The following is a 12168-nucleotide window of genomic DNA, read 5'->3' as shown; positions in this document are numbered from 1 at the left end:
GTTGCAAAAGAAACCACTCAACTTCCCAGCTTTTTAAGTCAGGCCCTTGCGCAAGGAAGTAGACAGGTGCTTTCTCTCACTCGAGAGGTGTTTGTTTCCTCAAGGGGTTTGTAACGAAAGGGATAGAATCGAACGCTGCTTTGAATGCGACACGAGCCCGAGCTGCCGATGAATTCAGACAGCATCAATGCAGCGATCAAAAACGGTGGGAAGCTCCTGCCGCCGCCGGTAAACCCGTCGCTGCTTTTAGCGTGTTTGCGCACGCTGAAGCCGATGTATGACATCACCACGAAGTAAGCGATGGTGATGCCCAGAATGATGCCAACGCGTGTGTCCATATTTTCTCCAAAACCATTAGTTGTAATTATTGTGTTTTCTGGAACTAAGCATGCAAGGTAAGTGGGGCGGTTAGTCCGTTAAGTGCTCTGTGAATATTCCCATGAGGCACAAGAAGGCCCGCGTCGCGGTAATGACGGCAGACGTACATAGCTAACGGACTCAGCGGAACTAGTGCGAATCGAGTCTGTGGTCAAGGCACACAGGGGGATAGCAAACCGTGTCGAGGAATAGGGTGCTGGAATTCGGGTCTTGAGCATTCATTTTTATTAGAGTCTCGCCAGTGTGTGGGAGAAGCAACGTGCCTTCATTAGCGAGGTACGTTGTCGTACAACAAGATGCCCATCATAGGCCGATCACGCGATGATTCAAGCGCCATCTTGCGAAAGGCGACGACTGCCCGCAGATCGACCCACGCCCCAAAGGCCCAACAAATGCTGTGGCCATGCAACGTTTGCCGTTGCCAGGGCTCTTACAGTCAGTGCATGAATTTGTAACCGCGTGCAGAACGGATCAGCTTTAAGGGCACGTTCCCTTTGACTATTCGTCTGCAAAACCACGTGAAAACGGAGTGACTGGCAGTATGGCGATCCCGGATAAGCAGTATGTGGACTGGCTGGTTGAGCAGTCGATGCTCAACGCAGCTAAGCAGCGTGCGAAGTTGTATTCAGGTCAGGGTCGTCTCTGGCAAAGGCCCTACGCCCAAGCTCGACCTCGGGATGCTTCGGCGATCGCATCGGTGTGGTTCACCGCTTACCCGGCGTCGATCATCACTCGCGAAGGTGGCTCGGTGCTCGAAGCGCTGGGTGATGAAACGCTGTGGCACGCGTTGTCCGAGATTGGCGTGCAGGGTATTCACAATGGGCCGCTGAAAGCCTCCGGTGGTCTGCGCGGTCGCGAACGCACCCCGAGCATCGACGGTAACTTCGACCGAATCAGCTTCGAAATCGACCCTGAACTCGGTACCGAAGCGCAGTTACTGGGCTTGAGCCGGATTGCCGCCGCGCATAACGCGGTGATGATCGACGACGTCATTCCGTCCCACACCGGCAAAGGCGCGGACTTCCGTTTGGCAGAAATGGCCTACGAAGATTATCCGGGCCTTTACCACATGGTCGAAATCCGTGAGGAAGACTGGTCCCTGTTACCTGACATTCCGCCCACTCGCGATGCGGTAAATTTGCTGCCCGAAGTCGTCGACAGCCTCAAGGAGAAGCATTACATCGTTGGCCAATTGCAGCGGGTGATCTTTTTCGAGCCCGGCGTCAAAGAGACTGACTGGAGCGCCACCGGTGTAGTCACCGGCGTAGACGGCAAGGACCGTCGTTGGGTGTACTTGCACTATTTCAAAGAGGGCCAACCGTCCCTTAACTGGTTGGACCCCAGCTTTGCTGCGCAGCAGATGATCATCGGCGACGCGCTGCATGCCATCGACGTCATGGGCGCGCGGGTGTTGCGTCTTGATGCCAACGGCTTCCTCGGGGTCGAGCGCAAGGCTGAAGGCAATGCCTGGTCCGAGAGCCATCCGCTGTCGATCACTGGCAATCAATTGTTGGGTGGCGCGATCCGCAAAGCGGGCGGCTTCAGCTTTCAGGAGCTGAACCTGACGTTGGATGACATCGCGGCCATGTCCCACGGTGGGGCGGACTTGTCGTACGACTTCATCACACGACCCGCTTACCAGCACGCATTGCTCACCGGCACCACCGAGTTTTTGCGCTTGATGCTGCGCCAAGTGCACGTGTTTGGAATCGACCCGGCGTCGTTGATTCATGCGCTGCAAAATCACGATGAACTAACCCTGGAGTTAGTGCACTTCTGGACGTTGCATGCCCACGATACTTATCACTATCAAGGTCAAACTTTTCCCGGAAACATCCTGCGCGAACATATCCGCGAAGAGATGTACGAACGTTTGGCAGGAGAACATGCACCCTACAACTTGAAGTTCGTTACCAACGGCGTGTCCTGCACCACCGCTAGTATTATTACCGCCGCATTGGGCATTCGTGACCTCGACGCCATTACCGACGCCGACATACAGCAAATTCAGCACATCCACCTGCTGTTGGTGATGTACAACGCCATGCAACCCGGCGTATTTGCGCTGTCTGGCTGGGATCTGGTTGGTGCGCTGACGTTGCCCGCTGAACAGGTTGAGCATTTAATGCAGGATGGCGACACCCGCTGGATCCACCGCGGCGCTTACGATTTGGTTGATCTCGACCCGGAAGCCGAGTTTTCCGCCGGCAACATGCCGCGCCCGAAAACGCTTTACGGCAGTATCACTTCCCAATTGCAACGCCCGGATTCCTTCGCCTCACAGCTAAAGAAAATACTCGCCGTGCGCCGCGCCTACGACATCGCCGCCAGCAAGCAGATTCTAATCCCGGACGTGCAACACCCGGGTTTGCTGATCATGGTTCACGAATTGCCAGCGGGGAAGGGTACGCAAATCACCGCGCTCAACTTCAGTGGCGAACAAATCGTCGAAACCCTGCACCTGCCCGATATCACCCCTGGCCCGGTGGTGGACATCATCAACGAGCGGGTTGAGGGCGATCTGACCGAGCACGGTGAATTCACGATAACGCTGGATGCCTATGAAGGGTTGGCGTTGCGGGTGGTGAGTATGTTGCCGATGGTTTGATGTGGTGAGTCCAATGCACAGCCGTGACCGGGGTTGCTGGTCGCGGCCTTGATCACCGCAACAACTGCCTCAGCCCCAACCCCACAATCAAACCGCCGCACAGTCGATCTATAACCTTCTTCGCTCGCCGATAGGACGATGCAACCTCAGGCTGCGACAGCGCTATAGCGACAATTCCATACCAGGTAAACGCTACTAAACCCACCACCGCCAGCATCGACCCAAACGTGCCGTTTGAAACGTTCGCGGGTGCTGCGGATGAAAATACAGCGGCAAAAAACGCCATGGATTTCGGATTGCCGATATTGGTGACAACGCCTTGCAGAAATGCTTGCCTAAACGTTCCGTTGGCGCTGTGGTTGTCCGGCGCAACAGGGTTGTTTGCGGACTTGATCAACAGCCGCATGCCAAACCAGATCAGGTAGGCCGCGCCCAACACTTTGACTACCAGCGCCGCCCAAGGGAAGGCCGCGAACACCACGCCGATCCCTGCGATAGCGCAGGCCGCCCAGAACATATTGACCAGCACAATACCGGCGACCAACGCCAAGGCTTCAGCGCGGGTGGCGGCGACTGCTTTGTGAACCACCGCAACAAAGTTGGGGCCAGGGATTACCACACCCGCCACGTACACCATAAAAACGGTTAAAACTGCCGGTCCATCGATCATATTGAATGTCCTGTCAGCGGAAGAAAAGGGTGCTTATTTTTGCTCGATTGAATCCAGCCCCGTGGCATTCACGTCATCCTGAGCCGCTGGCGAAGCGAGATAGGTGAGCAAAGCCTTGGCTTCTTTTGGATGCTCGGCATTAACTGGAATACCAGCAGCGTAGCGTGTCACCGACTGCACCGTTTCCGGTATCTTGCCGACGTACGTCACTCCCGATACCGGCAGTAGTTCAGCGACTTGTTGAAAGCCCACTTCATACTCGCCGGTGGCGACCACCGACGCCACTGGAACCTTCGGAACCCTGTTCGCTTTAGGCTTTAGCTGGTCTTCGATCCCCAAGCGCTTGAACAACTGATCTTGAATGTAAACGCCGCTCGCACTGTCGGAGTAGGCGACAGAACGTGCCTTGAGCAGCGCGGCCTTGAGTTCGTCCACCGACGCGATTTTCGGTTTGTCAGCACCTGCTCGGACCACCATGCCAATCCGTGAGTCAGCCAATTCAACCCGCGAACCGGGCATCACTTTGCCCTGCTTGATCAAATCGTCCAGCGCATACCCGACCATGATCACCACATCGGCTTTTTCACCGTGTTCGAGGCGGTTGGGAATCGCTTCGGGTGCCTTGCCCATGGACGGACCCAGAATTGTGGTCAGCGTATTGCCGGTGTCGGCGGTGAATTTGGGGCCGAGGTTTTTGTAGGCTGCGGTGAAACCACCTGAAGTCATGACCTGGAGGTCGGCTGCTTGTAAGGCTGTGCTTAGGCCGATTGCGCTAAGAAGCAGGGAGAGGGCTAGGTGCTTGGGCAGTGATTTCATCGGTGGCTCGATGCGGGCGAGGGGGCGTTAATGTGACCGGTTTTTCGGGTGTGGGCTAGTGGGGTTGGGTCCGCTACTGGCAAGGCATTCCGAATGCCGAGGGCACTGGTGTATACGGCGACCCGCGCAACTTGATGTTCTCGTTGAAGTGGACGCTCTGACGCTGAGTGCTGAGTGCTGAGTGCTGACGCAGCGGCGGGCCAGGCCCGTCGCTCGCTAAACTTTTGCTCCAGACAAGAACTCACGCAACCGTTGCTGCAAAGGCACGATTGCGTCGTTTCTTGCCAAAAACTCTTCTACCGTCGCGACCTCCCAGCGCTGCCCCTCATCACCGAATACCACTTGGGCAAACGTCCCGAGTGGAACCTCTGCGACGAAGAACCACGTGTCGAGACCCTGCATGCCTTGGCCTGGATAGACGCGGGTCCAGAGGATGCATGCAGGGTCAAGCGTCAGCCCGAATTCTTCCTCGGTTTCCCGTAACGCACACTGCACCGGTGTTTCGTCTGCTTCTCGCCCGCCGCCTGGTAGATCCCAAAGACCGGGCCACGGGATCGTCGGCGTGTTGTCACGCTGATAGGTCAACAGCTCGCCATTGCATATCACGGCGATCTTCGCGCCAGAGAAGTTGGGGGAGGGTGGCATGGTAAGAGCCTCGGGGTGTGTCGAAGGACAGGCAGCTTAACATCGGCCTTAGTGGACGCCACCCTTCGGATTAGGCAGGACTCTTAGTTGAACTTCAATGGCGCCGTCGGCTGCGTTGTTATATCAACACTAATACAGACGATTTACGTGCTCATTAGCGATATCAATGTGCTACTTCATCGGCTAGAGTGTGCGCCGCTTGAGAGATGGATCCCGAGCATTTTTCCCATGGAGTTACTCAGTGAATCACGTTAGTAAAGTTGTTGCGTCTGCCTTGTTCACCTTGGTGTTAGCGGGTTGCACTGGAACCGCAATGAAGACGCAGCAGTATGACAGCAGCCAATACACTATTCTGGGCCACAGTGAAGCTACTGCCACTGGCCTGCTGCTGTTTGGTGTCATCCCAATCCAGCAGAACAATCGTTTTGTTCGTGCTCAAGACGCTGCGATCAAGGCCAAAGGCGGCGACGCGATGATTAACACCCAAGTACAGGAAAATTGGTTCTGGGCATGGGTCCTCACCGGTTACACCACCAAAATCTCTGGCGATGTAGTCAAGCTGAAAAACGCTCAGTAGTAGCACTGCTCCGCGATAGCGGTTTGGTGTAAAAAAGCCCGATTCATTTTGAACTCGGGCTTTTTCTTGAGCCTGCCTCTGCTATTGCGCTTCGATCATGCGCTGAACACGGCTGCCCAGTGCGGTCATGCTGAAGGGTTTGGTGAGAAGTTGCATGCCGGGCAGGAGGACTTCATTTCTGGTTGCGGCATCTTGAGCGAATCCGGTGATAAACAGTACTTTGAGATCCGGTTCCGTCTCCCTTAGCGCAAGCGCCAAGTGCCGTCCGCTGGTCCCGCCGGGCAAACCAATGTCAGTGACCAACAGGTCAATGGACTTCAGTCGCGCAGCCTCGATCAGTGCTGAGCGACTGTCGATCGCTTCTACGACGTTGTAACCCTGATTGCTGAGCATTTCGCTGATCAGCTCTCGGACCACCGTTTCATCATCGACCAGCAAGATGGTTTCGCCTTGGCCTTTGGGGACCAACGAAGGGGCTGCCACGTTGTTGTGCGCAGCCCCTGGCTGCCCAGAGTCGACTGGCAGATAAAGCGACACGGTGGTGCCAATACCCAAGACGCTATGGATTCGAACTTGTCCACCAGACTGCTGGAGGAATCCATAGGCCATGGACAATCCTAGTCCAGTGCCTTCGCCAATAGCCTTGGTGGTGAAAAAAGGTTCGAACGCCCGTGCGCTGACCTCGGCCGTCATGCCCATCCCAGTGTCGGTTATCGACACTTTGATGTAAGCGCCCGGTTGCAGGTCTTGCCTGTCGGCCGTTGCTGGGTCGATGTCTGTCTGCGAGGTTTCCAGTGTAAGCGTGCCGCCCTCAGGCATGGCGTCGCGCCCATTGATCGCCAGATTGAGAATGACGTTTTCGAGTTGGTTCGGATCGCAATACACATTGCCAAGTGCGGACAGCGAGGTGTTCAGGTGGATATTCGGACCTATGGTGCGACTGATGAGATCTTTCAGCCCGACAATCAATTGATTAGGGGAGAGGTGCTTGGGCTCCAGACTCTGTTGCCGGGAAAAGGCCAGCAGCCGGTGGGTGAGGGCACAGGCACGATTAGCCGACGCCATCGCCATGGCGATATAAATATGAAACTTATCGGTTTGACCTTTATCCAGTTTAACTTGCATCAATTCCAGACTGCCGATGATGCCAGCGAGCATGTTGTTGAAGTCATGCGCAATACCACCGGTAAGTTGGCCTACCGCTTCCATCTTCTGGCTTTGTCGCAGTTTTTCCTCGGTAATCTCGCGCTCATGCTGCTCGTTCTTTAGATCCTGCGTACGTTGGGCAACTCGTTCTTCAAGTGACGCATTCAAATCCCGCAGCGCTGTTTCAAGCTGAATACGCTCTTCAATATTCTCAACCGTGCCGTACCACTGCTCGCATGTCTGATCACTGCGCAGTTTTGGAAACGCGCGTACGCGAAACCATTGGTAGCCTGCCAGGGATGTTCTTAACCGCCCTCGGAAGTCGTACGGAAGTAGCTGTGAAACTGCGGTTGACCAACTGACGCTCATGCGCACCAGATCATCCGGGTGGGCGACTTGTTGCCATCCCTTGCCCAGCACTTCTTGTTCGGTCATTCCGGTGAGCGTGAACCAACGGGGATCGAAGCTGGTGGTGTTGCCTAGGGCATCGGCAGTCCAGGGGATCTGCGGGTTCAACTCCGTCGCTATCCGGTAATGCTCTTCACTAAGGCGTAACTTCGCTTGCGCCTCGCGAATCTCTTCAAGGATCCGGAAGCGCTCAATGGCGTTTGCGATAAGGTTGGCGTAGCTACGAAGAAAGTCAGTGTCTTCCTGGGTAAATTTCCTGGGAGTTCGGCTATCGACTTCAAGTAATCCAAAGGGTGGGTTACCTTCAGTGCCCATGATCGGGACGTTGATCAGCGCTTGAACGCCATTCTCTTTCAGAAAGTCTGCGTATTCGAAGCGCGTTTCTGTTTGGATGTTTTCAGACCTGACCGGTTGCCCGCGCTCAAGCGCATAGCCCTCGGATGTGCCTTTCTCCGCTATTACTTCGGCTACACCCACGACTCCTGCAAGCCACCCCACTCCATTGCGCACCAAGAGTGTTATGCCGTCGTCTTGCAACTGCATAACTTTGGATAAATCAGTACCCAGCGCTTCACCCACCAGTGCACATGCCTGATCCAGAATGAAATCAAGACTGCTTGACTGGAGCGCGAGCTCCCCAAACCTCGCCAACACGGTTTGCTGACGAAGCGGCGCTAGTTCACTAACTAAAGACAAGACTGGCTCCAGAACGTAAGGGCTGGCGCGAAAGCTGAGTACCTTCAGCGCTAGTCAGCGATAGGCACTATGGCTCATTGCTTCTTGCCTTACGTTTTACACCGGAACGGTCAAGATTACTGCTCAAATGACATTCATTTATCAAAAAAACACTCACGTGAATGTTTTTTAGCGACGAATGACGAGAGAAGAGTGCCGCGCTTATTTTTCGTGCCGTATTTAGACGCAGTGGAGTGCGCTTTCTGCGTGAGCGGGGGCAGCGCCAACCTTGGCAAAAGTAGAAAACTGTTCATTCAGCTTGCTGGACTCTTCGGCGAGTTCCGACAGGGCAGCCAGTACGTCACGCTCCTCCCCGCTGGACAGGCACTTTGAATCTTCCAGCGCTTTAGCCATCCTTGCGTAGTTGGCTGCTATTTCATTGAGGGTCGACACGTCCCACCTCCCGGTAGGTGACAAATTGCATTGCTGGAGTCTTAGAGCATCTAAGTTCGGTGTGAGTGACAGAATTTTGTCGGCCACTTCGAACCGTAGGCACCTTTGCAATCCTTAAGCCAGTCGTGCAACCCCGCATACCGTTTCAGACGAGGGGGAATCATGCCTTCAAATCACCAGTGCAATCAGCCCACCAGCAAAGCGCTGCCGTACAGCCCGATGGCGAATACCACATGCCCCGCAATATTCAACAGGCGCGCCACGTTGGGTTTGGGGGCTCCGGAACAGGCGATACCGACGCCCATTCCTGGTTGCAGGATGAACCAACCGGCACCCACGGTAACCAGACCGACGATCAATGCAGGAATGAAACGCGGGGCATGCACCCAATCCACGCCCCAGATTGCCAGCAAGGCGGCAGCGAACAGCACGCCGATCACATAATGCATGGCCCAGCCAATGGCCAGTTCGCCGGCGACGGTAGGCGATTGATTGATGCCTTCAGAATGGACGAACCTGCCCTGGAGCATGCCAGCGAACCAGCGGCCCACAAAATGCCAAGGCGGTGTCGCAATGCGCAGAGTGATCCGCAACAGTTGTGCCCAGAGGTCGAGTAGCGCTGTCGCGCCAATGCCGATCAAGAGTGCGTTGTAAAAAAAGTCGAGCATCGTGTGCGTGTCCGAAGTAGGCGACCCAGGGTGGTCGCCGCCCACCGTACCCGTTTTCGGCACGGTGGGGCTAGCCATTCAGTAAACGTCAAAATGTCTCAAGAATGTGGACAGGCAAGGATTATCGTTTCCTATTTTCCAGACCATGCCGTATTCAATTTGCGGCGAGTTGACGATGTCTTTAAATACCGCACCCGGCAACTGGAGTTTACGCATGGAGGCGGGCACCACCGAAACGCCTAACCCTTCGGCCACCAAATTGACGATGGTTTGTTGCAGGTGTGTTTGAATCCTGACCACGGGCTGTAACCCTGCATCTCTGCAGCAGTCCATCACCGCGTCATACAGTATCGGTGCGTTGATTCTGGGGAAGGTGATGAAGGCATCATGTCGAAGCGCCTCAAGGTCGATAGGGCTCGTACCCGCCAGTGGGTGATCGCTCGGTATGACGGCGCACAGAGGTTCGTGATGCAGGGCTCGGTAGTTCAAGCTTTCCGTGGCATCTACGCGGAAGGTCAGCGCTACGTCAGCATCGCCACGTTGCACCGCCGCAGGCAGGTCTTTAGGCAGGACTTCATTCAACACCATATCGACCGATGGATACGCGCCCATGTAACGCTTCATGAGCGATGGTAAGACGGTCCAGGCCGCTAACGATGTGAAGCTCACGCGCAATATTCCGCGTGCTCCTTGTGCAGTTGCTTTTGTATGGCGTATTGCAGAGTCGAGCCCTGATATGACTTCTCTTGAACGGCTTTGAAACTCTTTGCCTGCTGCTGTTAATAGCACCGACCTTGAATGACGGGCGAACAATGACGACCCCAGTTCCGCTTCCAGCGCCGCAATCGAGCGGCTAAGAGACGGTTGCGTCAGGTGCAATGACTCAGCTGCTTTTCCGAAATGGAGGTGCTCGCACAGGGCAAGGAAATGACGAATTTGACGGAGTTCGATCATTGATACGTCAAGCGTATTGGTGGGCCGCTCAGTACGCATTAGACAGCATTGAATGTCAACTCTAAGCTCAGTGCCTTTGATTGATCCTGGCGTCGCTCTTCATGCATTCAGTCGTTACTGTCGTTTTGCCCATCTTTGCGCTGATTTTGGTCGGATTCATTTGCCGGAAGGCAAATTGTCTAGGGCCATCGGCGGCTTCAGAAATCAATCGTTTGGTGGTCTGGCTGTGCTTGCCTGCGTTGTTATTTAAAACAACAGCCACCGCAACTTGGGTGGAAATATGGCAGCCCGGCTTTGTTCTCGCGTTTAGCGGCGGGGCTTTTTGTGTATTTTTTGCGACCCTGGCATGGCGCATTGTGGGGAAGCATTCCTTGGTCGAGGCGAGCATCGATGGGCTGAGCGCTTCCTATGCCAATACTGGTTACATAGGTATCCCGCTGTGCTTGCTTGTACTCGGGCCATCGGGCCTTCAGCCCGCGTTGATTTCCTCGCTTATAGTTGTGTGCGGGCTCTTCTCAGTTTCTGTTATCTGCATTGAGATAGGGCTTCAACAGGAAAAACACATCGGTAGGGCCGTTGCTACGGTAGTGCGTGCGTTGGCGAAAAACCCTCTGGTGGTTTCCCCCATCGCGGGTGGGCTTTGGGCTGCGACTGGCTTGGGACTCGCAGTGCCCGTGCTCCATTTCCTGGACATGCTCGCGAGCGCGACAACCCCCTGTGCGCTGATCTCATTGGGCCTTTTTCTCGCACACAAGCAAGAAGGGCGGGTGACAGGTGCTTGGCCACTGGTATTGATAAAGCTAATAGTGCAGCCGTTGATAACAGGTTATCTCGCCTTCCGAGTGTTTCACCTTCCGCCATTATGGGCCCAAGCCGCACTGCTTCTAAGCGCTCTTCCTACAGGCACGGGGCCATTTATGCTGGCGGAATATTATCGCCGCGAAGCAGGGGTGATCTCTCGGAGTATTCTGCTTTCTACGCTTGGATCGTTGGTATCCATATCACTTATTCTTCGATTTTTTTCGGACTGAAAAGTGTTCAGCGCAAGAATTCCACGTTTTTAGCGTCCTGCCGTCGGCTCAGACCCGAAAACGGCACGCGCTCAATACCGAGGACCTGCCCCATATCAGCCCAAGCACCTTTTTCAAACCCCAGAAACCACGAAGCCCCTGAAATTCATCAATGAATTCAGGGGCTTCGTGTTGTTTCAATGTGGCGGTGAGGGAGGGATTCGAACCCTCGATAAAATTTCTTCTATACACACTTTCCAGGCGTGCTCCTTAAGCCTCTCGGACACCTCACCGTATCTCGTCAAACCATTCGGTCTGTCGAGGCGCGCTAATGTAGTCGAAACCTTCTGCGAAGGCAAAAGTTTTTTTCAGAATTTTCATGCGCTTAAGCGAATAACACTTAGATACGACTCAGCCCCGGCTTTATCGAAGTCCGGGGCTGGGTCATTTGTCAGCGTAAAGCCGTGATCAGGCGCCGAAACCGCCGTCGATGGTCAGACTGGCGCCTGTGATATAGCCCGCTTGCGGGCCGGCGAGGTAGGTGACGAAGCTGGCGATTTCGTCCGCGGTGCCGTAGCGACCTACCGCGAGCAGCGGGATTAACGAGTCGGCGAAGTCACCGCTGGCCGGGTTCATGTCGGTATCGACTGGGCCGGGCTGCACGTTGTTGATGGTGATACCCCGTGGACCGAGATCCCGTGCCAAGCCTTTAGTCAGGCCAACCAGCGCCGATTTGCTCATGGCGTACGGGCCACCACCGCCAAAGGGCATGCGGTCGGCGTTGGTGCTGCCGATGTTGATGATGCGTCCACCTTCTTTCATGTGGCGGGCGGCTTCTTGTGAGGCGATGAACACGCTACGGACGTTGATCGCCAGGGTTCTGTCGAAGTCTTCCAGGCTGAAGTCTTCCAGCGGTGCGATGGCCAGGACACCCGCGTTATTGACCAGAATATCTAGTTGGCCAAAGGTTTCGACAGTGACCTTCACCGCGTGGCGAATAGCTTCGGCATCGGCGCTGTCAGCTTTGATGGCCAGTGCTTTGCCGCCTTTGGCAGTGATGCTGTCTTGCAGTTCCTGGGCCTTGGCTTGCGAGCTGACATAGGTGAAAGCGACGGCTGCGCCTTGTTCGGCCAAGTGTTTGACAATGGCTGCGCCGATGC

General features: G+C 55.1%; 12 protein-coding genes and 1 tRNA gene. 3 read left to right on the top strand and 10 right to left on the bottom strand.

The window, feature by feature from the left end; genetic code table 11:
* Nucleotides 1-38: 38 nt before the first annotated feature.
* The gene (locus tag M0974_RS21315) at nucleotides 39-338 is read right to left on the bottom strand and encodes a hypothetical protein (protein WP_297841336.1); all 300 of its coding nucleotides are present in this window, start codon (nucleotides 336-338) and stop codon (nucleotides 39-41) included.
* Nucleotides 339-919: 581 nt separating this feature from the next.
* On the opposite strand from M0974_RS21315, the gene treS reads away from it, so the two are divergent.
* Nucleotides 920-2986, top strand: a complete 2067-nt coding sequence (gene treS / locus M0974_RS21310) for a maltose alpha-D-glucosyltransferase (protein WP_297841333.1) — start codon at nucleotides 920-922, stop codon at nucleotides 2984-2986.
* Nucleotides 2987-3038: 52 nt separating this feature from the next.
* Here treS and M0974_RS21305 read toward each other — a convergent pair whose 3' ends face one another.
* From M0974_RS21305 to M0974_RS21295, 3 genes are all read right to left on the bottom strand, one after another.
* Nucleotides 3039-3656 (bottom strand): LysE family translocator, encoded by a 618-nt coding sequence (locus M0974_RS21305; RefSeq protein ID WP_297841328.1) that lies wholly within the window; start codon nucleotides 3654-3656, stop codon nucleotides 3039-3041.
* Between the two features lie 33 nt (nucleotides 3657-3689).
* Nucleotides 3690-4472: a substrate-binding domain-containing protein gene (locus M0974_RS21300; RefSeq protein WP_297841325.1), complete on the bottom strand. Its 783-nt coding sequence runs from the start codon at nucleotides 4470-4472 to the stop codon at nucleotides 3690-3692.
* 216 nt (nucleotides 4473-4688) lie between these two features.
* Nucleotides 4689-5117, bottom strand: coding sequence for an NUDIX hydrolase (locus tag M0974_RS21295; protein WP_297841322.1), 429 nt, complete (start codon nucleotides 5115-5117; stop codon nucleotides 4689-4691).
* Between the two features lie 241 nt (nucleotides 5118-5358).
* On the opposite strand from M0974_RS21295, the gene M0974_RS21290 reads away from it, so the two are divergent.
* Entirely contained in the window at nucleotides 5359-5694 is a 336-nt protein-coding gene (locus M0974_RS21290; protein WP_297841319.1) for a hypothetical protein, read from the top strand.
* Between the two features lie 81 nt (nucleotides 5695-5775).
* Here the strand turns inward: M0974_RS21290 and M0974_RS21285 are convergent, their stop codons facing one another.
* From M0974_RS21285 to M0974_RS21270, 4 genes are all read right to left on the bottom strand, one after another.
* Nucleotides 5776-7944: a response regulator gene (locus M0974_RS21285; protein WP_297841316.1), complete on the bottom strand. Its 2169-nt coding sequence runs from the start codon at nucleotides 7942-7944 to the stop codon at nucleotides 5776-5778.
* Between the two features lie 219 nt (nucleotides 7945-8163).
* On the bottom strand, nucleotides 8164-8376 hold the full coding sequence (locus M0974_RS21280) for a hypothetical protein (protein ID WP_297841313.1): 213 nt from the start codon (nucleotides 8374-8376) through the stop codon (nucleotides 8164-8166).
* A gap of 185 nt (nucleotides 8377-8561) precedes the next feature.
* A complete protein-coding gene (locus M0974_RS21275; protein WP_297841311.1) occupies nucleotides 8562-9122 on the bottom strand; it encodes a DUF2938 domain-containing protein in 561 nt (186 codons plus the stop codon).
* Entirely contained in the window at nucleotides 9123-9998 is an 876-nt protein-coding gene (locus M0974_RS21270; protein WP_297841308.1) for a LysR family transcriptional regulator, read from the bottom strand.
* 101 nt (nucleotides 9999-10099) lie between these two features.
* On the opposite strand from M0974_RS21270, the gene M0974_RS21265 reads away from it, so the two are divergent.
* Entirely contained in the window at nucleotides 10100-11029 is a 930-nt protein-coding gene (locus M0974_RS21265; protein ID WP_297841305.1) for an AEC family transporter, read from the top strand.
* Between the two features lie 182 nt (nucleotides 11030-11211).
* Here the strand turns inward: M0974_RS21265 and M0974_RS21260 are convergent.
* Nucleotides 11212-11301: transfer RNA gene (locus tag M0974_RS21260), tRNA-Ser, on the bottom strand.
* Between the two features lie 175 nt (nucleotides 11302-11476).
* Entirely contained in the window at nucleotides 11477-12166 is a 690-nt protein-coding gene (locus tag M0974_RS21255; protein ID WP_297841302.1) for a 3-oxoacyl-ACP reductase family protein, read from the bottom strand.
* Between the last annotated feature and the right edge of the window lie 2 nt (nucleotides 12167-12168).

Origin of the sequence: Pseudomonas sp., from assembly GCF_026224925.1 — a bacterium.
GTDB lineage: Bacteria > Pseudomonadota > Gammaproteobacteria > Pseudomonadales > Pseudomonadaceae > Aquipseudomonas.
This window is presented reverse-complemented; position numbering and strand designations above follow the sequence as displayed.

What these genes read in the sequence shown, in the direction of transcription:
- M0974_RS21315 (WP_297841336.1), bottom strand. Translation starts at nt 338, where the DNA reads ATGGACACACGCGTTGGCATCATTCTGGGCATCACCATCGCTTACTTC.
- treS (WP_297841333.1), top strand. Translation starts at nt 920, where the DNA reads ATGGCGATCCCGGATAAGCAGTATGTGGACTGGCTGGTTGAGCAGTCG.
- M0974_RS21305 (WP_297841328.1), bottom strand. Translation starts at nt 3,656, where the DNA reads ATGATCGATGGACCGGCAGTTTTAACCGTTTTTATGGTGTACGTGGCG.
- M0974_RS21300 (WP_297841325.1), bottom strand. Translation starts at nt 4,472, where the DNA reads ATGAAATCACTGCCCAAGCACCTAGCCCTCTCCCTGCTTCTTAGCGCA.
- M0974_RS21295 (WP_297841322.1), bottom strand. Translation starts at nt 5,117, where the DNA reads ATGCCACCCTCCCCCAACTTCTCTGGCGCGAAGATCGCCGTGATATGC.
- M0974_RS21275 (WP_297841311.1), bottom strand. Translation starts at nt 9,122, where the DNA reads ATGGCTAGCCCCACCGTGCCGAAAACGGGTACGGTGGGCGGCGACCAC.
- M0974_RS21270 (WP_297841308.1), bottom strand. Translation starts at nt 9,998, where the DNA reads ATGATCGAACTCCGTCAAATTCGTCATTTCCTTGCCCTGTGCGAGCAC.
- M0974_RS21265 (WP_297841305.1), top strand. Translation starts at nt 10,100, where the DNA reads ATGCATTCAGTCGTTACTGTCGTTTTGCCCATCTTTGCGCTGATTTTG.